Origin of the sequence: Micromonospora noduli, assembly GCF_003264475.1 — a bacterium.
GTDB lineage: Bacteria > Actinomycetota > Actinomycetes > Mycobacteriales > Micromonosporaceae > Micromonospora > Micromonospora noduli.
Genome location: NZ_PYAC01000001.1, coordinates 1,126,415 through 1,147,795, shown reverse-complemented (window position 1 = coordinate 1,147,795; position 21,381 = coordinate 1,126,415). Strand labels below are relative to the sequence as shown.

The window sequence follows — 21,381 nt, the reverse complement described above, 5'->3', positions numbered from 1 at the left end:
GAGCCGTAGGTGCACACGCATGCGCGTCGAGCGGCGATCCGATCGACCTCGTCAAATACCATGAGCTCATGACGGATCCGGTCGCCGGCTCGTCCCGCTCGGCCGGCTGGAGTCTGCGAGTCCTCTTCGGAGTGATCGGGCTGTCCGCTCTCGTCCTCGGCTATGTCGGCTTCGAGCGCCTGCTCCAGGCCCGACCGGACGTCGCCCACGATCCGTACGACGTGCTCTACTACGACCTGCAGCTCTTCGTCTTCGGTGCCGAACCCTTCCAGGACGCCGGCCCCTACCCGTGGCAGCTGCAGGTCGCCCGGTTCGCTGCCCCGCTGTTCACGCTCCTCGCCGTGGCCGAGGCCAGCCGGCTGCTGCTGGCCGCCGAGAGTCGCCGTCTGCGCGCCCGGCGGGCACGTGGTCACGTCCTGGTCTGCGGCGACTCCCAGTTCGCCCACATGCTCGCCGACCGGCTCTTCGCCGACGGTGAACGTGTGGTGGTGGTGCGCTCCGAACCGTTCGGGCCGCTGGAGTACCGGTGGCGCCGGTACCTCGGCGTGGTCGGCGACCCGACCAGCCCCGAGGTGTTACGCGGCGCCGGCCTGCCGCGAGCCCACACCATCTACGCCTGCAGCGAGGACGACGACCGCAACCACGCGATCGCCAACACCGCCAACCGGCTCATCCAGGACCGACGGCAACCACCGCGGGTCTACATCCTGGTTCGCGACTCGGAGATGTGTCTGTCCCTGCAGGCCCGACGACTCGGTGCCGCCGGGTCCAGCCGGCTGCGGCTGGACTACTTCCACGTCGACGACGTCGCCGCACGCGCACTGCACCGGCACCACCCGCTGCCCAGCGGGGGAGACCAACCAACCAGGATCCTCATCGCGGGCACCGGCACCTTCCGCCGGGCTCTCCTGGTGGAGACCGCCCGGCACTGGCGCGCATCCCTCGCCGACACCCCCGGGGGCAGCGTCGTGCCACCCCTGCGGGTGGACGTCGTCGCACCGGATGCCGGCACCGAGATCGCTCTAGCGTCGTCGCGTTACCCGTTCCTGGCCACCGTCTGCCAGTTGACCGCGTACGACCTGGATCTCGACGGTGTCGTCGGTCTCGGTCGCGACCGCTACGACCGCATCTACGTCTGCGCACCGGACGAGATCAGCGGCCTGCAGTTCGTGCTGGACACGCCCGCCCTGTGGCAGGGCGCCGAGAGTGCCGTGTTCGTGCCGGTCTACCGGCAGGCGGCGCTCGCCGCGGCCTTCCACGGCGACTCCCGTCACGACCTGCTCGACGAGGTACACGGCAAGCTCCGCCTCTATCCGGTGCTCACCCACGCCTGCGACGCCCGGCTGATCGCCGAGGACCTCACCGAGCGGCTGGCCCGGCTGATCCACGAGCGGTACCTCCAGGCCCAGCAGCGCGCCGGGGTACGACTCGGCGATGCCCCGGCGATGGTGGACTGGTCACGACTACCCGAGTCGTTGCGGCGGGCCAACCGGGCCCACGTGCAGGACATCGCCGCCAAGCTGTTGGATCTCGGTTGCGTCGTGGCGCCCCGGCACGGTGGCACCGGTGACGCCTCGGCCGCCGGGCAGGCCATTGACGACCGGATCGAGGAACTCGCCCGCCTGGAGCACGATCGGTGGTGCCGGGAACGGCGCGGTGACGGCTGGACGTACGGCGACCCGCGTGATGACGTCCAGCGGCGGCATCCCGCGCTGCGGCCGTGGGAGGAGCTGCCGTCCGACGTGCAGGAGCAGAATCGCGAGGGGATCCGGGCACTGCCCGACGTGCTGTCCGACAGCGGGTTCGAGCTGATCCGGCTGGCGCCCCCGGTGCCCGCGCAGCGGAGAGGCCCGAGGGATGCCGCCTGACCTCGGCCCGGTCCGCGTCGGCGTGACCGGGCACATCAACCTGACCAGCGACACCGAGCTGCTCGTCGCCGAGGCTCTCCGCGTCGAGTTGGGCCGGATCAGCGACCGGCCCGTGCACGGCGTGACCTGCCTGGCGGCCGGCGCGGACCAGGTCTTCGCGCGTACGATCCTCGATCTGGGCGGCACCTACGAGGTGATCCTGCCGGCCCGCGACTACCGGGTCGCGGTGATCAGCCCGGAGAATCGGCTGGCCTTCGACGAGCTGCTCGACCGGGCGGCAGCTGTCGTCCACACCGGCTACGACCGCTCGGACACCGCCGCCTACGTGGTTGCCAACCGGGAGCTGGTCCGACGGGTGCAGCGACTCGTGGCGGTATGGGACGGCAAACCTGGCCGTCACCCCGCGTCGACGGACCGGACCATCGACTGGGCGAGGCGCCACGGCGTCCCGACCACGATCCTCTGGCCCGTCGGTGCCCGCCGAACGCCCATCGAGGGCTGACGGGCCGGTCCTGCGTTCGGTGGGGAAGCACCGGCCAGGGCGCCTGATGGCGTCGTCGTCTGATTTGCTGCCACAGAGGCGGCCGCTGCTCCTTTGGTGGCGAAGTGACGAACTGCGGTCTCCTTTCCTGCGTCGCTGACAAATGCTGAGTTCGTGTGGGTGACGTGCGAGACATCGACATGCCTGGACGCAGATACCCCCCGGGGGTATCTTGAGGGTGAGGAGGCGATGAGGATGTCGCACGAGGACGAGCACCACACGATGCAGACCCCCGCCGAGACGGCGGACCGACACGGCCACGGTGATCACCGCAGCAGCCGAGAGGGCCTGCACGGACAGCCGGTACAGCCCGGCACCCACGACGGCCATGCCGGGCACGGTGGGCACGACGGCCATGACAAGCACGCCGGGCACGACCCGGAGATGTTCCGCCGTAAGTTCTGGCTGAGCCTGGTCTTGACGGTGCCAATCGTGGTGACCAGCCACATGGTGATGGAGTGGTTCGGCTATCGGCTGGACTTCCCGGGTGTCGACTGGGTGGGCCCGGTGCTGGGAACGGTGGTGTTCGTCTACGGCGGGTGGCCGTTCCTGCAGGGCGCGGTGCGGGAGGTCCGTGACCGGGCGCCGGGGATGATGCTGCTGATCGCGATGGCCATCACCGTCGCGTACGTGGCCTCGGCGGCGACCGCGCTCGGCGCGTTCGACCTGGACTTCTGGTGGGAGCTGGCGGCTCTGGTCACGATCATGCTGCTCGGGCACTGGCAGGAGATGAAGGCCATTGGCCAGGCCCAGGGCGCACTGTCGGCCCTGGCCGCGCTGCTCCCGGACGACGCCGAACGCCTCGACGGTGACGGTCAACCCGAACGGGTCCGGGTCAGCGACTTGGGTGTCGGCGACCTGGTCCTGGTGCGCCCAGGTGGGCGGGTTCCAGCCGACGGGCGCATCACCGACGGCCGCGCGGAGTTGGACGAGTCGATGATCACCGGCGAGTCCCGGCCGGTCGGCCGCGACCGCGGCGACCGGGTGGTGGCCGGCACGGTCGCCACCGACGCGGCCATCCGGGTGCGCGTCGAGGCCGTCGGCGAGGACACCGCCCTGGCCGGCATCCAACGCCTGGTCGCGCAGGCCCAGCAGTCCAGCGGCAGGGCACAGGTCCTCGCTGACCGGTTTGCGGCCTGGTTGTTCTATATCGCCACCACCGCCGCCGCGGCGACGCTGCTGATCTGGACCCTGATCGGCAACCTCGACGAGGCAGTCGTCCGCACCGTCACGGTGCTGGTGATCGCCTGCCCGCACGCACTGGGCCTGGCCATCCCGCTGGTGATCGCCCTGTCGACCGCCGTGGCCGCGAAGGGCGGCATCCTGGTCAAGGACCGCCTGGCCCTGGAGCGGATGCGCACCATCGACACGGTGCTGTTCGACAAGACCGGCACCCTGACCCGGGGCGAGCACGTCGTCGTCGGTGTCGCCGCCACCGGCGGCGTCAGCGAGACCGACGTGCTGGCCGTCGCGGCGGCGGTGGAGGCCGACAGCGAACACCCCCTAGCACGGGCCATCGTCACCGCCGCCGCCCAGCAAGGCGCCCGACGCACCGCGACCGGTTTCCAGTCGCTGACCGGCCGTGGGGTGCGCGCCGACGTTGACGGCGTCAGTTACGCCGTGGGCGGACCCGCTCTGTTGCGCGAACTCGACGCCACGGCACCCGGCGACCTCGACGAGCACCGGGCCGAGTGGTCCCGGCGGGGAGCCGCGGTACTGCACCTGCTGCGCCTCGACGGCGAGCAGGCAAGTGTCATCGGCGCCCTCGCCCTCGAGGACCAGATCCGCCCCGAGGCGCGCCAGGCCATCACCGACCTACGCCAGCAGGGCATCCGCAAGATCGTCATGATTACCGGGGACGCCCGGCCGGTGGCCGAGGCGGTCGCCGCCGACCTGGGCTTCAGACCCGACGAGGACGAGGTGTTCGCCGAGGTGCTGCCCGCCGACAAGGACGAGGCGGTCGGTGCGCTGCAACGCCGGGGCCTGCGGGTGGCGATGGTCGGTGACGGCGTGAACGACGCTCCCGCGCTGGCACGCGCCGACGTCGGCATCGCCATCGGCGCCGGCACCGACGTCGCGATCGAATCCGCGGGCGTCGTGCTCGCCTCCTCCGACCCGCGCGGGGTCACCGGAGTCATCAGGCTCTCGCGCGCCTCCTACCGCAAGATGATCCAAAATCTGGCCTGGGCCGCCGGCTACAACGTCGTCGCCCTGCCCCTGGCCGCCGGTGCCCTGGCGTGGGCCGGAGTGAGCCTGAGTCCCGCGGTCGCCGCGGTGCTGATGTCCGCCTCCACCATCGTCGTCGCGCTCAACGCCCAACTGCTGCGCCGCGTGCAGTTACGCCACCCGGATGATTCAGCTGCGGATCGCGGGTCCGCCCGGAAGGATCCGGCGCCGGCCCAATAACGTGATGCGCATTCGGCATGGGGCGGCAGGTGACATCGCAGCCGGACGGCCTGATGGGGGACTCACCCCCGCCGTTCGGGGGCGCTACGAGGTCGATGCGACCGGCTGGCTTGCCGGACCGAAGATCGACGACAGTCGACATGGCCCGGGCGGTGAGCAGGCGGGCCATATGCCATACATCGGGGCGCATCGCACGGAAGTGAGGCGGGTGAAGCGGCACGGCAGGCAGCTATGACATAGATGGGATTACATGTCTTGCATGATCTCAGGTATGAAGGCCGAAGGCACGTCTCGGTGCTGATTCCTGAGAAGGAGCGACAGATGAAACATGCCCTGCGCCGCCTACGAACGGGGGCGGTCGCGCTCGCTGCCTGCACACTCGGGCTGAGCCTACTGTCGGTACCCGCCGCCGAGGCGTACTCGGTTGCCCCTCTCGCGCCACAATCCGAGCGGGCACCGGAATCGAACCAGTTCTCGGCAGAGGGTGTGACCACGATCGGTGAGCTCCGCACCGTCGACAGCTCCCTGTCCTACGCCCCCAACGGCGGGACACAGATCATTCAGCATCCCGGTGCCACCTACGTCAAGGTGCACTTCAGCTCACTGCGACTGGCCCAAGGCGACTACGTCACCGTGTCGAGCCGCGACGGTAAGGAGAGCTACCGCTACGACCGCCACCTGAACCGGGCAACCGGTTCGGACTACACCACCGACGGACAGCCGGGTTTCTGGGCGATGTCGGTGGAGGGCGACACCGCCGTGGTGACACTGCACAGCAGCCGCCCCTCACGTGGCAACGCCGCCACCATTGACCGGTTCTGGCGCGGATACGACCGCACGGAAATCGCCGCGCACAACTTCTCCACCCAGTCCGTGTGCAGCACCGACGCCCGCCGGGACGTGGTCTGCTACCAGAACAGCCACCCCACCGAGTACGCCCGCGGCAGGGCGGTGGCGCGGCTGCTGATCAGCGGCGGTGGACTGTGCACCACCTGGCGGGTCGGCAACACCAACCGGATGCTGACGAACAAGCACTGCTTCTCGACGCAGTCCGCAGTGAGCGGCAGCGAGATGCAGTTCAACTACCAGTGCGCCACCTGCGGCGGCGCGAATCCCGGCGCCGGCACCAAGGTCAGCGGTGCCACCCTCTACAGGGTGAGCAGCGGCGGCTCCAGCCAGCTGGATTACACCCTGTACTCGGTCAACAACTTCGCCGCCATCCAGGGATTCGGCACGCTGTACCTGGCAACTACCGCCACCAGCAACGGCACCCGGATCTATGTCCCCGGGCACGGCGACGGCAGCGCGAAGCGGCTGTCGATCTACGAGGACACCCAGAACGGCGCGACCTGCGCCGTCCGGAACGCGAACTACAACACCTGGAACATCAGTTACAGCTGTGACACCTCCGGCGGCAACTCGGGTTCACCCGTGCTGAACGCCAGCCACCGTGTGGTCGCCCTGCACCACCTCGGCGGTTGTCCGTCGAACCAGGGCGCGAAGGCGCACCTGATCTACAACGAGATCGCCAGCCTGATCGACAACGGCTGAGACGGTGGGCCGCCAATGCGCGCTCTGCGCCTTGGCGGCCCATCGGCATCCTCGCTACAGCGGCTCGGCTGGTCAGCACAACGACCTCGAAGAGCCCCGTCGGACGGCCATGGAGGGGCGCGGCCGAAACCCTCGGCAAGGATTTCGAGATCGAGGACGACAAGCAACTCCCCACGGTACGGGTCGTGCTGCTCGTGCGCCGAACACCGCAGTGAAAGGAGCGGGTCGCTCAGGTCACCAGGCCCCGGCGGTACGCGTACACCACGGCCTGCACCCGGTCGCGCAGGTCGAGCTTGGTGAGGATGCGGGACACGTACGTCTTGACCGTCTCCTGGCTGATCACCAGGGCCGCGGCGATCTCGCTGTTGGAGAGCCCCTCCGCGATGAGCCGGAGCACCTCCAGCTCGCGTGGGGTCAGCGCGCCGCCGTCCGGGTCCCCCTCGGCCGGGCGGATGCGGGCCGCGTACCTGCCCACCAGCTGCCGGGTCACCTCCGGGGCAAGCAGCGCGGCGCCCGTCGCCACCGTGCGGATGCCGTGGAGCAACTGCGCCGGTGGGGCGTCCTTGAGCAGGAAGCCGCTGGCGCCCGCGCGCAGCGCCTCGTAGACGTACTCGTCGAGGTTGAACGTCGTCACCACGAGGACCTTCACCGGCACGGGGACCCCCGCGCCGGCCAGCAGGCGGGTCGCCTCGATGCCGTCGAGCACCGGCATCCGGATGTCCATCACCACCACGTCCGGCCGAAGCCGACGGGCCAGGTCGACTGCCGCGCGCCCGTCACCGCACTCGCCGACGATCTCCATGTCGGGCTGGGCGTCGATGATTGTCGCGAATCCGGCGCGGATCAGCTCCTGATCGTCGCAGACGAGCACCCGGACCGGCGCGGTCACGACGGGTTTCCAGCCGGGATCCGGGCCCGCACGAGGAAGCCGCCGGAAGCCTGCGCACCCGCGCTGAAGTCGCCACCGAGGACGGTGACCCGCTCGCGGAGCCCGGCGAGGCCGCGCCCGCTGCCGCCCGGGGACGCGCTGTCAGATCCGGAGCCGTCGGTGCTGATCTCCACGGTCGTCTCTCCTTTCCCGTGGTGAACGCGAACCCGGGTTCGGCTGCCGTGCGCGTACTTCAGCGCGTTCGTCAGCGCCTCCTGCACCACCCGGTACGCCACCACCTCGGCGCTGCCGGTGGCCGCCGCCGGCGTGCCCTCCCGGACGAACTCAACCGGCTGCCCGGCCTGCCGGGAATGCTCGACGAGGGCGTCCAGGTCGCCGACGGAGGGCGTACGCGGATCGCCTGTGCTGTTGTGATCCGGGTTGAGCAGGTCGAGCAGCTGCCGCAGGTCGCCGACGGCCCGGCGGCCGGTCCCGGTGATCGCGGTCAAGGTCTGGTCCAACTTGTCCGGGGCGCCCGTCAGGTAGCGCGCCGCCTCGGCCTGCACGACCATCGCCGTCACGTGGTGGGTGACGACGTCGTGCAGCTCCCGGGCGATGCGCGTGCGCTCCGCAGTACGGGTGGCCTCCTCGGCATGGCGGCGGCGTTCCGCCTCGGTGGCCCGGTTCTGGCGCAGCCACGCCCCGATGCCCCACGCGAGCGCCAGCAGCAGGTAGAAGGTGCTGAACCCCGCGACGCCCTCACCCGACCCGAGCCGGTCGAGGGAGATCGCCAGGGGCACGTACGCCGCCGTGGCGAGACCCGCGACGGTCCAGCGGCGCCGTTCCAGGTGGGTGCCGGCGCTGATGAGCGCGATGGCCAGTCCCGTACCGGCGATGGTGTGGTAGCCGCGGAGCTGGTCGATCGCGAAGCCGAGCGACACCAGCGCGAGGCAGACGGCCGGCCACCGACGCCTTACGGCGAGCGGCAGGCACTCCAGGGCGACGACACCGATGGTCAGCGCATCGTACGGGCGGTCCGGGAGGTCGCCGAGCTGCGTGCCCTGTCGCTCCAGGGCCGGGACCACCGTCGCGAGGGCGAGGGCCAGGGCGATCGGGAGATCCCGGACCGTGATCGGCCACTGCCGCCACAGATCCGGGAGCCTCCGGAGCTTGATCACTGGGTGACTGTAGCGGTTGCCGGGGCCTGCGCCGTGCGGTGGCGGCGAGGGATGATGTGCCCGCGGCGCTTGGCCAGCCACAGGAATACCGCGGTCAGCACCACGCCGGCCAGCACCGCGTACAGGCTGCCCTCCGGCCCGAAGTCGCCACCGCTCAGCGCGACCGGCCCCGTTGTCGAGGCCTCGATCAGCCCCTTTGACTCGCCGTTGCCTGAGACCACGACGCTGAAGATGCCGCCGGCGGCGAAGTTCCAGCCGAAGTGCAGGCCGATCGGGACCCACAGGTTCCGGGTGGCGGCGTAGCAGGCGGCCAGCATGAACCCGGCCTCGATCGCGATGGCGGTCGCCCCCCACACTGTGGCGTGCGGGTTCATCAGGTGGATCGCGCCGAACACCACGCCGGTCAGGGCGAGAGCGATCCAGGTGCCCGTGCGCTCCTCGATGATGCGGAACAGCACCCCCCGGAAGATCAGCTCCTCGGTGACGGCGGCGGCCGCCATGAACCCGAGCAGACCCAGCGCTCCCGTCGGCGAACCCCAGGCCTCGACGTGGTAACCGCCGAGGAACGCGATGTTGGCGATGACGGCCGCGAACATGGCGAAGCCGATGAGCGTCCCGCGGCCCAGCTTCCGGCCCCAGCCGTCCAGGCCGAGCTCGGTCGGCTCACGGCGCTCGGTGCGCCGCACGACCCACCGGTAGACGACCACGCCCAGCACTGCCGTCGCAGCGCCGATCACCAAGGTGAGGAAGAAGCTGCCCTCGACGGCGGCGACGCTCTGCCAGCCGACGAGGGCGGCGACGGTGACGGCGAGAAACTGTTTGACGAATCGCATGGCGACTCCTTCGTAGACCACGGCCGGAGCGCCGCGGACACGAAGAAACCTATGATCTTCCGCCGCCCACAATCGTCACCGTGCAGTGGACACTTGCGGGTAGCTCGCACGGGGGACAAGAAACCGCTCGGGAGCCCAGACAACCTCGGCGTCAACCGGAACACCGTGGTGAAGGCGTACGCCACGTTGCGCGAGATGGGGATGATCGACCACCATTTTGAGATGCCGTGGTGAGCGCATGAAACGCCGAACGGCGGCCCGCTGAATCAGTCGGGCCGCCGTTCGCAGAGTGTGAAATCAGAGCGGGCGGATGTTCTCCGCCTGCGGGCCCTTCTGGCCCTGGGTGACGTCGAACTCCACCTTCTGGTTCTCGTCGAGGCTGCGGAAGCCGCTCGCCGAGATCGCGGAGAAGTGGGCAAAGACGTCGGCGCCGCCGTCGTCCGGGCTGATGAAGCCGAAGCCCTTGTCGGCGTTGAACCACTTCACGGTACCTGTAGTCATGTCTGCTCCTCGCAGGCTGTCAGAGACCGCACTGTGCGGACCCTTACGCCGCCGCGTTGATCACCCGCGTCGAAACGACACGAAAAACGAAAAGCGCCTGGAGGGGTTTCTGATGCCCCATCAGGCGCTGGTAAACGTCTACGGAAATCAAAACTGCAACTCGGTTACCGTAGCACATGATGCCTCGTCGATCCCGTCGAGGTGAGTGGACGTCCCGGCGGCCGACCACACCTGAACCCGGGCGCGCTGCACGCCTCGCTGGCCGGCGACGAGGCGAAGGCGACCTCACCGACGACCCGGTGAGGTGCCATCCGACGATTCCACTCGACCGGACAGTTCGGTGGCTTATGGTGAAAGGCCGGCGCTTCCGGCGCCGTGCGACGTCCGGATCCGGACCACAGACCTTCACGTTGTCCAGCCGAAGGGCGGATCCATGACCGAGAAGACGTCGCGGTGCCGCGTGCCGACCGGCGCCGCCGACGCCCGCGGCGTCCAGCACGGCTGAGATGGACTGGGCCGGATGGGCGTTGTTCGGGTTGGTCGCCACCGCCGTGCTGACCGCCGCGCTGATCACCGCTCAACTGGCCGGCCTCACCCGCCTCGACTTTCCCCTGGTGCTCGGGACCCTGGTCACCGAGGACCCCGACCGGGCCCGAGTCGTCGGTTTCTTCATCCACCTCTGCGCCGGTCAGGGCTTCGCTCTCGGCTACGCGGCCACGTTCGCCCTGCTGCACCGCGCCACCTGGTGGATCGGTGCCCTGCTCGGAACCGTCCACGTCGGAATCGCCCTGACGGTCCTCCTGCCGCTGCTTCCGGGGGTCCACCCGCGCATGGCCTCCCAACGGGCAGGTCCGGCCAGCACGGCCGTGCTGGAGCCGCCCGGCCTGTTCGGCGTCAACTACGGCATCCAGACTCCAGCGGTCGTGGCTGTCGTGCACGTCTTCTACGGGGTGGTCCTCGGGCTGCTCCTTCGAGCCCACTGACCCGCGTCCCGCGACTCGTCAGGAAGCGATCACCATGACCGGTGGACACGACAGGACGCGTCCCCGGCCCCTGGCGCCGATCAGCGACTACGGGCTGCTGGGTGACACCCGCACCGCGGCTCTCGTCGACGGTGACGGCGGGATCGACTGGCTCTGCGTGCCCCGCTTCGACGGCGAGCCCCTGTTCGGCCGGCTGGTCGGGGGTCCCGACGCGGGGACGTTCCGGCTCGGTCCGGCCCGACCGGCCACGGTCGTCGAACGGCGCTACCGGCGGCACACCGCCACCCTGGAGACGACGTGGGAGGTACGCGGCGGGCGGCTCACCCTCACCGAGGGGATGGTGGCCGAGGTCAGCGGTCGCCTGCTGCCCACGACACTGGTCGTGCGGCGCCTGTCGACCGATGATTCGGCGGTCGACGCCGTCGTCGAGTTCGACCCCCGCTTCGGTGTACGGCACCGCCGGCCACGAGCCCAGCACCGCCGCCAGGCGCTGGTGTGTCAGTGGGGGTCGCTCGCGGTCTCCCTGGGCAGCGCGCCGCGGCTCTCCATCGAGCCAGGCCGCCCCACCTCGATCACGGTCAGCCCGGGCCGTCCGGTCACCCTCGTGCTTGCCGTGGCGCACCGCGAACCGCTGATCCACGTCGACCCGGCAGCGGCCTGGGACCTCCTGACCGAGGACGAGGACCGCTGGCGGGACTGGACGGCGGAGATCGACCCGTCACTGCCTTTCCGGGAACACGTCGTTCGAAGCCTGCTGACCCTGCGGCTACTGACCTACTCGCCGTCACGAGCCCCGGTGGCCGCACCCACCACCTCTCTGCCGGAGGATCCCGGCGGGGTACGGAACTGGGACTACCGCTATGTCTGGCCCCGAGACGCCAGCATCGGCGTCAGCGCCTTCCTCAGCGTCGGCAAGCCCGACGAGGCACAGGGTTTCCTCGCCTGGCTGTTGCACGCCAGCCGGCTACAGCGGCCACGCCTACCGGCGCTGCTCACCCTTCACGGCCGCCGGGTGCCCGCCGAACGGGAACTGCCCGGCTGGCCGGGCTATCTCGGCAGCGTCCCGGTACGGGTCGGCAACGGCGCCGCCGGGCAGCACCAACTCGACGGCTACGGCTGGGTGATCGACGCCGCCTGGGCGTTCGTGCAGGCCGGGCACCGTCTCTACACCGAGACATGGCGGGCGATACGCGGCTTCGCCGACATCGTCGCCCGTTACTGGCAGGAGCCCGACGCCGGCATCTGGGAGGTTCGCGAACCTGCCCAACACGTGCATTCCAAGCTCATGGGGTGGCTCGCCCTGGATCGAGCCCTGCGCATCGCCGACACCCACCCCCTGTCCGGCCGCCGACGTCGACGTTGGCAGGAGGCACGAGATGCCATCGCCGCCGAGGTACGGACATCCGGCTTCAACCCGACGGCGGGCAGTTACGTCCGCAGCTACGGCTCCGATGCCCTCGACGCGGCCCTGCTCGTCCTGCCGCTGCTGGACATGGACAGCGTCGAGTCGTCCCGGGTGCAGGGCACCATCAACGCCATTCGGGAGCGGCTCTCCGCCGGCGGTCCGCTGCTCTACCGCTATCCGCCGGGAAGTGACGGCTTCCACGGCGCCGAGGGCGCGTTCCTGCCGTGCTCGTTCTGGCTGGTGCAGGCCCTCGCCCGCACCGGGCGCCGCACCGAGGCGGTCGAACTGTTCCAGTCCATGCTCGACCACGCCAGCCCACTCGGGCTCTACGCCGAAGAGTTGGACCCGGCGACCGGCGCTCACCTCGGCAACTACCCCCAGACACTGACCCACGCCGCGCTCGTCCAGGCCGCGCTCGCCATTCGCGACGCCGCCGCTGGCTAGGGTGCCAGACCCCCGGCTAGGAGTCGGGGCGCTCCAGCGAGATCTCGACGAGGCCGTCGGCGGCGTAGCCGAGCCGTATCCGCACCCCCTGTACGACGAACTCGTCGGAAGCTGCCTGCGCCGGGTCGCCCAGGATCGCCCACGCTTGCTCGCGATCGCTGCCCACTGTCAGTCCGGCGATCAGCGCGGCGGGACGCGGATATGCGCCGTCGCCGACGAGGCGAAACGTCATGCTGCTCACGCCAACAGGACCGACCGCGATCAGCGCTGTGCCGGCGGCAAGGCTGTGCGAGATCTCGACCTGCTCGCTGTCAGCCGGCTCACCCAGCGCATCGATGTGCCACCAGAGCTCGCCCGCGAACCGTGGAGGGATCAGGCGCTCCCGGCACGAGAACCACCTCGCTGGTCGCCACGCCGCGCCGCTCGGGTGGAAGAGGCGCAGGTCGTCATGCTGGCCCCGCCAGCACTCGCCTTGGAACTGCCAGAGTGCCTCGCTGTCGATCAGCGCTGTGGCGTACCGCTCGTCGAAGTAGCCCGTCGGGGGCGCAGCGCGACGATCACGCCCAGTGCCCGAGCTCGGCGTCGATGCGGGGGTCGGAGCGCACCCACACTTCGCCGCTGCCGGATCCAGCCGGGGCGTCGACGCGCTCGAGCCCGAGGGCCTGGATCAGACTCAGCAGCTCGTCACGAGCCTCGCCCGCCTCCTCAAGCGTGTGGCAATCGAAGAAGACGTAGTGCACACCCCAGGGATCGTTGTAGCCCGAGTCGGCCCAGATGCGACAGAACCGGTCAACGGCATCCCGGTCGAGCGGCGCGGTCAGTGACAGCTCGCCGCTCAGCGCCGCAGCCGCGGCGAAGCCGCGCGCGATGGCATCGTCGCTCCACCATGGCGCTGCCTGCGCGACTGCGGCAGGCGTGAAGTCCTCCAACGCGAGCAAGCGCTCCAGCAGCCTGCCGACCTGGGCATCCTCGACGCCCAGCTGGTCTTCCTGCAACCGCACCAGCAAGCCTTCGGACATCATGCAGGGGCCCGAATACGTGAAGATGCCGGTGGCTGCCACGAGCATGCCGCCGTTCGGATGTGCGCTGGTGCGGACGGTGCCCGGCTGCGGCATGTGCCGCACCAGCGCGAGCAGGTCAGGCGGCACGCCGTCGTACAGCGCGGCCCGCGCATGGGCGTCGTCGATGGAGGCCAGAGGGCTCCCGCGGTCAAACGTGACCACCAGGCCGCGAGCGCCGGCGGCGAACCACCCGTCGACGGAGTCACCACTGCCGTCGCCGAACCCGTAGTGCGTAAAGCCCGCGACCGTCGTCGGCTCGCGCCCGTCGATGTAGGTCAGGACGGCCAGTCGACGGCACAGCTCGCGCGGGTGGGTCCGTCGGAGCACCGACCTGTCGAAATCGAGTCGGAGCTGTGTACGCATGGCGCTGGGCACGTCCGGCCACCATGGGCCATACCGGCCGAGCTTGACGAAGCCGCCGCGGATGAACATGAACGCGAGCTTGCGAAAGTCGCCGGCGTTGACGAGGCGGAACTCTGTGCGCGAATCCTGCCCCCCGGTGACCCGTGCGACGATCCCGTGGTCGAGCCAGAGGATCAGTCCCTCGTCGCGCTCATCAGTGATGCAGAACGACGCGTTGTCGTCAGCACGATGCTCATCGATGAACTCCAGGAACGCGCCGAGCGCGTCTGTCGGGTCGCCAGGGACCCACTCCCGCTCGTTGTCCTTGTCGTCGCTGAAGGTCAGGGATCGCATGCCATCCTCGGTGCTTCGGGCCTCATACGCTTACTGCCAAGGCCAGACGTTGAAGCGGAACTCTCCCACGTCGCCGTCCGCCATGATGCCTGTCGTGCCTTGCGCATGCCCCCGGTCAGCGGGTGTCGGTGGTGCAGCACCCGTCGGTGGATCCGTTGGCGTCGCTGCGGTCGGCGGGGGAGCGCAGGGCGGCGCCGGGGACGCAGCAGGTGTCGCCACGCCATGCTTCGCGGCCTTCCTTGACCGCGACCGCGGCGATGATCAGAGCGGCGCTGGGGTCGGCCCACCACCAGCCGAACAGCGAGTTGACCGCGAGCCCGACCAGCAGCACCGCCGAGAGGTACGTGCACAGCAGGGTCTGCTTGGAGTCCGCGACGGCCGACGCTGACCCGAGTTCGCGGCCTGCGCGGCGCTGTGCGGCCGACAGGACCGGCATCACCGCCAGCGATACCGCGGCCAGGACCAGACCGATCGTGGAGTGTTCTGCGCGGTCGACGCCGACGAGCGCGCGCACCGATTCGACGGACACGTAGGCGGCGAGGACGAAGAACGACAACGCGATGATCCGCAGCGCGGCGCGTTCCCGGCGTTCATGGTCGGGGCCGGAGAACTGCCAGGCCACGGCGGCGGCGGAGGCCACCTCGATGACGGAGTCCAGCCCGAACCCGATCAGCGCGGTCGAGGAGGCGACCCTGCCGGCGCTGATGGCGATGACCGCCTCGATCACGTTGTAGGTGATCGTCGCGGCGACGAACAGGCGAACCCGTCGGATCAGGATCGAGCGCCGGGCCGGTGAGGGGCCAACCGACATCAGCGGAAGTGGCGTGTTCATCAGGAGCACGCCTCGGATTCGGCGGCCGGGCAGGCGGCTGGGTCGACGGCCAGGACCAGACCGAGCAGGTCTCCGAGGGCGTGCGTGAGCCGGGCGTCGGCGAGTTCGTAGCGGCTGCGGCGACCTTCGGGCACGGCGACGACGAGGCCGCAGCCGCGCAGGCATGCCAGGTGGTTGGAGAGGTTCTGCCGGCTGGTGCCCAGCAGGTCGGCGAGCTCTGCCGGATAACCGGGCCCGTCGCGTAGCGCGAGCAGGAGCCGGGCGCGAACCGGGTCTGACAGGGCATGACCGAAACGGGCCAGGACCTGCCCATGCGTCAGCGTCTCCATCCGACGACCGTACATCAGTCTGTGAATTAATTTGACGCTGAACTGTGCGCGCCACCGTGGCGCCCACGACTGAACATTGGGCTCGATCTGATCGGCCAGCGCGACGCTGATGGCGCGACGAACGCGGGCCAGCGCGAATCAACCACCGAAAGACTTTCGAAACTGATGACTGGCCGACATGGGGTCGGGCGTCTCCCCTGTGAAAGGCCACGATGTCGGTGCGACTACTGCGGAAGCGTGCGGGGGCGACGGTTTCACGGTCGATGTAGCTAGCCAATTTGACGCCTTGCCGAAAAGGTTTCCGTACGGCAGGGTGGGCCAAGGCATCGAAGAATGTAACTGCCGAGAGTGGCTGGGTTCGTGCCGACGGCGTTGCCGGCCTGACCGCACCCATCAGGTCGCGCTCGCCGAGGAACGGGCCGGCCGGACATCCATAACCGACTCATGTCTACTGAAAGGAGTGTGAAATGACCTGGAATCGACGGGTCTCGGCATCGTTGGCGGCCCTGGCCCTGTGCACCTCCAACCTGCTGGTGGCCACTGCGGCGCAAGCCGCTCCCGGGGACAACCTGGCGTGGAACGCCACCGCGACGGCCTCCTACACCTCGTCCTGGGAAAGCCTGGCGGCGGTCAAGGACGGAGTTGATCCGCCCCGTTCCAACGACACCACCAACCCCCGGTGGGGCACCTGGCCGCAGACCGGCACCCACTGGGTCGAGCTGACCTGGCCCACCGCCCAGACGATCCGCGCGGTGGACGCGTACTTTTTCGACGACCAGGGCGGTGTTCGGCTGCCGTCGGCCTGGCGGGTGCAGTCCTGGTCCGGCAGCGCCTTCGCCGACGTTCCTGGCGCCAGCGGCTACCCGGTGGCCGCCGACAGGTACAACCGGGTGTCCTTCACCGCAGTCAACACCACCCGCCTGCGGATTCAACTGACCTCCAACGGCACCTCCTCGGTGGGCCTGTTGGAGGTCAAGGCGCACACCAACCCGCCCACGGCCCCGCCGTCGCCGGGTTGGAACCCGCCGGCCAACCTGGTGAGTCCGCTCGGTCAGGTGTGGACGCATCAGGAGCAGACCTACAACAACCTGTATGGGTTCCGGAACTACGGTTGGGATCAGGTCTTCGCGAACCGGGGGTACCTCAACGTCTGTGTGCGGTGGGACTCCAGCGCAACGGTGAGCGCCGCGCAGCGTGATCAGGTGCATGCGGCATTGACTCGGCAGTACAAGAAGTGGTTCGACCTGATGGTCGGGCACAACGCCTGGCCGTACAGCGAGGTGCCGGTGCGGGTCGTCGGGTGGGCGGTTCGGGACCGGGCGCAGTTGCAGTGGTCGGACACGTCGGTGGACATCTACGTCAACAACATTCGGGAGAACGCGCCGCAGTGCGCCGAGCCGTGCGGGCGGTTCTTCAACCAGAGTGGGCAGTACCCGAACTGCCCGGGTGGTGCGTCCCGGCACTATGACCAGTCGTTGTGGTTGACCGACGGGTTCGGCGGCGGCGCAGGGGGTGACTGGGGTCAACGGATGGGCCGTGAGTACTTCATGAACAACCTCAATGCCGCGAACATGCACATTCTGCTGCACGAGATCGGTCACACCTTCGGCCTCGACGACTTCTACGACTGGACTCCCAGTGGTGTCGGCGGGTTTCTGATGAAGGCCGGTAGCGCCAGCACGATCACCGAGTTCGACACCTGGATGTTCCGCGACTGGTGGCGACACCTGAAGGACCGCTACGGCTACTGACCGCAGGCAAGACGGCGGCTGACCACCACCGCGGCGAATGGCCCGCGGATGCAGCCCGCCCTCATCGGACCGACGCCGCGATCGCTGGCGGGCTTCATGGCCCGTACACAAGTCGTGGTGCCAGTCACCGGTGCCGCCCCGGGTCCGGCCTGCGCCGGACCCGGGGCGTCGGCATCTTGCCGAAACCCTTTTCGGCGGCCATTCTCGGTGCCCGGACCGTGGATTGACTGAAGCCGAGGAGAGTGGGTTGTGGTCAAGGTGAACGCCCCCGAGACGGTGGACGACCCATGGTCGGACGCCTCCACCCGACCGGCCGGGTGGCCCGGACGACCCATCATGCGTGACGTCGCCGAGCTGGCGGGGGTGTCCACCCAGACGGTTTCCCGGGTCATCAACCGGCACCCACACGTCACGGCCGCGACCCGGCAGCGGGTTGTCGACGCGATGCGAAAGTTGGACTACCGGCGGAATCCCGCCGCTCGCGCGCTGGTCACGCGGCGCTCCGGCACCTTGGGGATCATCGGTTACGAGAGTCCGTTGTTCGGGCCGACCTCGATGTTGTATGCGATCGAGGGCGCGGCCCGGGCGGCGGGTTACTTCGTGAGCGTTGCCAGTGTTCGTCATCTGGATCGCGGGTCGGTGCTCGACGCGGTCGACTGGTTGTCTCAGCAGTCGGTCGAGGGGGTGATCGCTATCGCGCCGAAGTCGGCGATGGCTGGCGCGTTGGCGGAGGCGTCGCCGGGGATCGCCTGTGTGACCGTGGGTGGGGGCAGTATCGATGCGGTGCCGAGTGCGCGGATCGACAACGTCGCCGGGGCGCGGTTGGCCACCCGGCACTTGCTGGACCTGGGGCACCGCACCGTTCACCACGTGGCGGGTCCGGGCGACTGGCCGGAGGCCAGCGAGCGGTTGCGGGGTTGGCGTGCGGTGTTGCGAGAGGCGGGTCGGCCGGTCCCCGCCGTGGTGTCTGGGGACTGGAGTGCCCGGGCGGGGTATGAGCAGGGCCAGCGGCTGGCGGCCGATTTGTGCGTGACGGCCGTGTTCTGCGCGAGTGACCAGTTGGCTCTGGGCGTGCTGCGGGCCCTGCACGAGGCCGGTCGGCGGGTTCCGGAGGACGTCAGTGTGGTGGGGTTCGACGGCGCCCTTGACGGAGCGCACTATCTGCCGCCGCTGACCACGGTGCGCCAGGACTTCTCCGAGCTCGGCCGGCTCAGCCTGGGGCTCCTGCTGTCCCAACTTGAGCAGGTCGAGGGCGCCCTGACACAGACACGACAGCTGCTCGTGCCTGAGCTGGTGGTCAGGCGTAGTACCGCAGTGCCCTCCCGCCCCCTGGGGTCGCCGAACGCCTCGCCATTCACCGCGGCGCCGTCGCCCTGCTGAGGCGCGGCTACCGGGGGAGCGCGGGTCCGGTGGATTCGCGCACGACGAGACGGCCGTGCTGGCGGATGACGCCGGAGTTGGCGTTGCCGTCGAGGGCCGCGAGGAGATGATTGACCGCGGTGGCGCCGAGTTGTTCGAGGTTGAGGTCGACAGTGGTGAGAGGCGGGCGGCACTCGGCCGCGAAGTCCTCCCAGTTGTCGTAGCCGACGATCGCCACGTCCTCGGGGATCCGTCGACCCAGGTCGCGGAGGGCGTCGGCGACCCCGGCGGCGACCTGGTCATTGCCGCAGAAGATCGCGTCGACGTCGGGGCAGGCGGCCACCAGCAGACGCGCCGCGTGTCGGCCCCACCGCTGCGACCACTCGCCGAACAGGGGATCGTTGGCGGGCGAGAGGCCAGCATCGTCGAGGACCGCCCGAAGTCCGGCCGCCCGGTCCCGGGCGGCGCGGTAGCTGTCCGGTCCGGTGATGTGCCCGATTCTGCGTCGACCATGCAGGACCAGGTATTCCGCTGCGAGCCGGGCGCCACCCTCGTCGTCCGCGATGATCGACAGATCTCGTGGGTCGACTGACTCGGCATAGGCGTAGACCACCGGGACGGGGATGTCCTGGGTCAGTGACGGGCTGACGTCGTTGCTGTCTCCGACGACGATGAACCCGTCGACCTGACGTGCCAACAGGGTGCGTATGTAGTGCTGGCGGCGGATGGCGTCACCGCGGGCGTCGCAGAGCAGGACTGACATCTGGCCGTTGCCGAGGGCATTCTCCGCGCCGAGCAGGATCGGGATCGAGAACCGCCCGCCGAGTTCGTCGGTGAGCAGCCCGACTGTGCGGGTGCGCCCGGAGATCAGCCCGGATGCCAGCACGTTCGGTTGGAAGCGTAGATCGGCGGCCGCACGTATCACCCGCTCTCGGGTGTCCGCAGCGACCTCGGCGCGGCCGTTCAGCGCCTTCGATGCGGTGGCGACGGAGACGCCGGCGCGATTCGCCACATCGCTAAGCGTCACCGACTGTGATCGTCGTCGCCCCACCGAAATCCTTTCGCAAGGTTTTAGGGCCGCCCACCGGGGGTGGCTCCCGCTCGTTTTGTGAGTAAGCGTAGAGCTTAGAGCGGTTGCGGGGAAGCGGCGGGCGGTGCCGAAAGGTGTTTCGGATTTACCCGCGTGACACCTTGCCGAAATCGATTTCGTGCGCCACGCTAGCGGCGAAAAAGTGACACGCATGACTCGGACGCCGCGGTGACGACGTGGCGGGCGAGCGGTGCCGGCGGGAGGCGAGGGCGCGATGGGGACATCCGGGCAGCCCGCACGGGATCGCCGGCTTACGGAGGCCATGCAACGGCTTCCTCGGAACGATGGACCCAAGGGAGACAGATCATGAGGAGAGCCCTGGGCAGGCGAACTGCCCTACGTTCGCTGGCCGGAGCGCTGGTGGCGACGCTGACTCTCGGTGTGGCGGCCTGCACCGGCGACGACCCGACCGGCCCGAGCGCCGCCGAGGCTGGGCCCAACGGCGTCGACGACGGCACCGAACTCACCATGTGGACCCGCGCGCCTCTGGAAAAGCAGGCGAAACTCCTGGTGGAGGCGTACAACGCCGGCCACCAGAACAAGGTCAAGCTGACCGTCGTTCCCAACGACGACTACGTCGCGAAGGTCGGTGCTGCGTCCGGCTCGGGTGCCCTTCCGGACCTCTTCGCCGCCGACATCGTCTACGTGAAGAACTGGGTAAACCAGGGGCTGTTCCAGGACATCAGCGCGAACATCAACGGCCTCAGCTTCAAGGACTCGATCAACAAGGGGCACCTGTCGGCCGGCAAGCTTGACGGCAAGGAGCACGTCCTGCCCTTCGTGCTGGACCTGTCGATGCTGTTCTGGAACAAGCAACTGTTCAAGGACGCCGGGCTGGACCCGGAGAAGGCCCCGGCGACACTCGACGATTACGCCGCTGCGGCCAAGGCGGTCCAGGCGACGAAGAAGAACGGCGTCTACGGCACGGCGGCCGGGCTGAACTGCGGCGGCTGTCTGGTCTTCACCTGGTTCCCGTCGGTCTGGGCCAGCGGAGGTCAGGTGTTGAGCGCGGAGGGTACCGAATCCAAACTCGCCGACGAGACCGCCCAGAAGGTCTACCGCACCTGGCACGACCTGTGGAAGTCCGGCGCGGTGCTGCCCGCCTCGGCGGGGGAGACGGGCCCGACCTGGACCGCCGCGTTCACCGAGGGCAAGGTCGGGCTGATGTTCTACCCGGCGACGTTGCTTTCGTCGACGCCGTTCGAGGTCGGTGTTGCTGCCATCCCCGGCCCCAACGGTGGCGGCTCCACCTTCGTCGGTGGGGACGGGATCGGCGTCTCGAAGGACTCGAAGAAGGCGCCGCAGGCATGGAGCTTCCTGAGCTGGATGATGTCCGAGGACGCCCAGGTCGAGGTGCTGGCGAAGAACAAGGACGTGGTGGCGCGGGCCGACCTCGCCAACAACAAGTACGCCGTGGCGGACCCGCGACTGGTCACCATCAACGAGGCGGCCGGCAAGGGTGACACGCCCGTGGCGCTGAACTTCCAGCAGGCGTTCAACGCGCCAGGCAGCCCGTGGCTGACCCTCGTCCGCAACCAGGTGCTCAACGGTAGCGGCGACATCCAGAAGGACAACGCCGAGATCACCGCCGTGCTCAAGCAGTAGCCGATCCCGACAGGCGGGTGCCGAATGTGCTGTCGGCCGGCACCCGCCTGCGGTAGCACCCGTCCGTTGGCTCTCACCTG

Annotated in this window: 18 protein-coding genes; 9 read left to right on the top strand and 9 right to left on the bottom strand. The window is 69.4% G+C overall.

Annotated features, from left to right (window positions below):
• Positions 1-68: 68 nt before the first annotated feature.
• The 4 genes from MED15_RS04905 to MED15_RS04890 all read left to right on the top strand — a co-directional run bounded on the left by MED15_RS04905 (position 69) and on the right by MED15_RS04890 (position 6,366).
• Positions 69-1,868 carry a RyR domain-containing protein gene (locus MED15_RS04905; protein ID WP_167457584.1) on the top strand — a complete coding sequence of 600 codons (1,800 nt, stop codon included), beginning with the start codon at positions 69-71 and terminating at the stop codon, positions 1,866-1,868.
• Entirely contained in the window at positions 1,858-2,370 is a 513-nt protein-coding gene (locus MED15_RS04900; RefSeq protein WP_112734857.1) for a hypothetical protein, read from the top strand. The genes MED15_RS04905 and MED15_RS04900 overlap by 11 nt, the downstream gene beginning before the upstream one ends.
• Before the next feature lie 234 nt (positions 2,371-2,604).
• A complete protein-coding gene (locus MED15_RS04895; RefSeq protein WP_244220361.1) occupies positions 2,605-4,815 on the top strand; it encodes a heavy metal translocating P-type ATPase in 2,211 nt (736 codons plus the stop codon).
• 321 nt (positions 4,816-5,136) lie between these two features.
• A complete protein-coding gene (locus tag MED15_RS04890; RefSeq protein ID WP_112699152.1) occupies positions 5,137-6,366 on the top strand; it encodes a trypsin-like serine peptidase in 1,230 nt (409 codons plus the stop codon).
• Positions 6,367-6,595: 229 nt separating this feature from the next.
• Here MED15_RS04890 and MED15_RS04885 read toward each other — a convergent pair whose 3' ends face one another.
• The 4 genes from MED15_RS04885 to cspE all read right to left on the bottom strand — a co-directional run bounded on the left by MED15_RS04885 (position 6,596) and on the right by cspE (position 9,746).
• A complete protein-coding gene (locus tag MED15_RS04885) occupies positions 6,596-7,255 on the bottom strand; it encodes a response regulator (RefSeq protein WP_112699153.1) in 660 nt (219 codons plus the stop codon).
• A complete protein-coding gene (locus MED15_RS04880; RefSeq protein WP_112602238.1) occupies positions 7,252-8,412 on the bottom strand; it encodes a sensor histidine kinase in 1,161 nt (386 codons plus the stop codon). Before MED15_RS04880 ends, MED15_RS04885 begins: the two co-directional genes overlap by 4 nt.
• Positions 8,409-9,245 (bottom strand): CPBP family intramembrane glutamic endopeptidase, encoded by an 837-nt coding sequence (locus tag MED15_RS04875; protein ID WP_112699154.1) that lies wholly within the window; start codon positions 9,243-9,245, stop codon positions 8,409-8,411. Before MED15_RS04875 ends, MED15_RS04880 begins: the two co-directional genes overlap by 4 nt.
• 297 nt (positions 9,246-9,542) lie before the next feature.
• A complete protein-coding gene (gene cspE / locus MED15_RS04870; RefSeq protein ID WP_043326981.1) occupies positions 9,543-9,746 on the bottom strand; it encodes a transcription antiterminator/RNA stability regulator CspE in 204 nt (67 codons plus the stop codon).
• Positions 9,747-10,252: 506 nt separating this feature from the next.
• Here cspE and MED15_RS04865 point away from each other — a divergent pair.
• Complete coding sequence (locus MED15_RS04865; RefSeq protein WP_091404692.1) at positions 10,253-10,729, top strand: hypothetical protein; 477 nt, start codon at positions 10,253-10,255, stop codon at positions 10,727-10,729.
• A 34-nt stretch (positions 10,730-10,763) separates the two neighbouring features.
• Positions 10,764-12,578, top strand: a complete 1,815-nt coding sequence (locus tag MED15_RS04860; RefSeq protein WP_112699155.1) for a glycoside hydrolase family 15 protein — start codon at positions 10,764-10,766, stop codon at positions 12,576-12,578.
• A gap of 16 nt (positions 12,579-12,594) precedes the next feature.
• Here the strand turns inward: MED15_RS04860 and MED15_RS04855 are convergent, their stop codons facing one another.
• From MED15_RS04855 to MED15_RS04840, 4 genes are all read right to left on the bottom strand, one after another.
• Positions 12,595-12,810: a hypothetical protein gene (locus tag MED15_RS04855; protein ID WP_112699156.1), complete on the bottom strand. Its 216-nt coding sequence runs from the start codon at positions 12,808-12,810 to the stop codon at positions 12,595-12,597.
• Between the two features lie 325 nt (positions 12,811-13,135).
• Positions 13,136-14,335, bottom strand: a complete 1,200-nt coding sequence (locus MED15_RS04850) for a DUF6357 family protein (protein ID WP_112734855.1) — start codon at positions 14,333-14,335, stop codon at positions 13,136-13,138.
• A 115-nt stretch (positions 14,336-14,450) separates the two neighbouring features.
• Positions 14,451-15,167, bottom strand: coding sequence for a cation efflux transmembrane domain-containing protein (locus MED15_RS04845; protein ID WP_112734946.1), 717 nt, complete (start codon positions 15,165-15,167; stop codon positions 14,451-14,453).
• Positions 15,167-15,496, bottom strand: coding sequence for an ArsR/SmtB family transcription factor (locus MED15_RS04840; protein ID WP_112734854.1), 330 nt, complete (start codon positions 15,494-15,496; stop codon positions 15,167-15,169). Before MED15_RS04840 ends, MED15_RS04845 begins: the two co-directional genes overlap by 1 nt.
• Before the next feature lie 467 nt (positions 15,497-15,963).
• On the opposite strand from MED15_RS04840, the gene MED15_RS34060 reads away from it, so the two are divergent.
• Positions 15,964-17,247, top strand: a complete 1,284-nt coding sequence (locus MED15_RS34060; protein ID WP_244220360.1) for a cellulose-binding protein — start codon at positions 15,964-15,966, stop codon at positions 17,245-17,247.
• A gap of 336 nt (positions 17,248-17,583) precedes the next feature.
• Positions 17,584-18,627 carry a LacI family DNA-binding transcriptional regulator gene (locus tag MED15_RS04830; RefSeq protein WP_112734853.1) on the top strand — a complete coding sequence of 348 codons (1,044 nt, stop codon included), beginning with the start codon at positions 17,584-17,586 and terminating at the stop codon, positions 18,625-18,627.
• Between the two features lie 7 nt (positions 18,628-18,634).
• Here MED15_RS04830 and MED15_RS04825 read toward each other — a convergent pair whose 3' ends face one another.
• A complete protein-coding gene (locus MED15_RS04825) occupies positions 18,635-19,657 on the bottom strand; it encodes a LacI family DNA-binding transcriptional regulator (RefSeq protein WP_112602232.1) in 1,023 nt (340 codons plus the stop codon).
• A 345-nt stretch (positions 19,658-20,002) separates the two neighbouring features.
• On the opposite strand from MED15_RS04825, the gene MED15_RS04820 reads away from it, so the two are divergent.
• Positions 20,003-21,301, top strand: a complete 1,299-nt coding sequence (locus tag MED15_RS04820; RefSeq protein WP_112602231.1) for an ABC transporter substrate-binding protein — start codon at positions 20,003-20,005, stop codon at positions 21,299-21,301.
• The last annotated feature ends 80 nt before the right edge of the window (positions 21,302-21,381 follow it).

Bases quoted from the DNA above. Each gene is read 5' to 3' on its own strand.
- MED15_RS04905 (WP_167457584.1), top strand. From the start codon at position 69: ATGACGGATCCGGTCGCCGGCTCGTCCCGCTCGGCCGGCTGGAGTCTG.
- MED15_RS04900 (WP_112734857.1), top strand. From the start codon at position 1,858: ATGCCGCCTGACCTCGGCCCGGTCCGCGTCGGCGTGACCGGGCACATC.
- MED15_RS04895 (WP_244220361.1), top strand. From the start codon at position 2,605: ATGTCGCACGAGGACGAGCACCACACGATGCAGACCCCCGCCGAGACG.
- MED15_RS04890 (WP_112699152.1), top strand. From the start codon at position 5,137: ATGAAACATGCCCTGCGCCGCCTACGAACGGGGGCGGTCGCGCTCGCT.
- MED15_RS04875 (WP_112699154.1), bottom strand. From the start codon at position 9,245: ATGCGATTCGTCAAACAGTTTCTCGCCGTCACCGTCGCCGCCCTCGTC.
- cspE (WP_043326981.1), bottom strand. From the start codon at position 9,746: ATGACTACAGGTACCGTGAAGTGGTTCAACGCCGACAAGGGCTTCGGC.
- MED15_RS04865 (WP_091404692.1), top strand. From the start codon at position 10,253: ATGGACTGGGCCGGATGGGCGTTGTTCGGGTTGGTCGCCACCGCCGTG.
- MED15_RS04860 (WP_112699155.1), top strand. From the start codon at position 10,764: ATGACCGGTGGACACGACAGGACGCGTCCCCGGCCCCTGGCGCCGATC.
- MED15_RS04855 (WP_112699156.1), bottom strand. From the start codon at position 12,810: ATGACGTTTCGCCTCGTCGGCGACGGCGCATATCCGCGTCCCGCCGCG.
- MED15_RS04850 (WP_112734855.1), bottom strand. From the start codon at position 14,335: ATGCGATCCCTGACCTTCAGCGACGACAAGGACAACGAGCGGGAGTGG.
- MED15_RS04845 (WP_112734946.1), bottom strand. From the start codon at position 15,167: ATGAACACGCCACTTCCGCTGATGTCGGTTGGCCCCTCACCGGCCCGG.
- MED15_RS04840 (WP_112734854.1), bottom strand. From the start codon at position 15,496: ATGGAGACGCTGACGCATGGGCAGGTCCTGGCCCGTTTCGGTCATGCC.
- MED15_RS34060 (WP_244220360.1), top strand. From the start codon at position 15,964: ATGACCTGGAATCGACGGGTCTCGGCATCGTTGGCGGCCCTGGCCCTG.
- MED15_RS04830 (WP_112734853.1), top strand. From the start codon at position 17,584: ATGCGTGACGTCGCCGAGCTGGCGGGGGTGTCCACCCAGACGGTTTCC.
- MED15_RS04820 (WP_112602231.1), top strand. From the start codon at position 20,003: ATGAGGAGAGCCCTGGGCAGGCGAACTGCCCTACGTTCGCTGGCCGGA.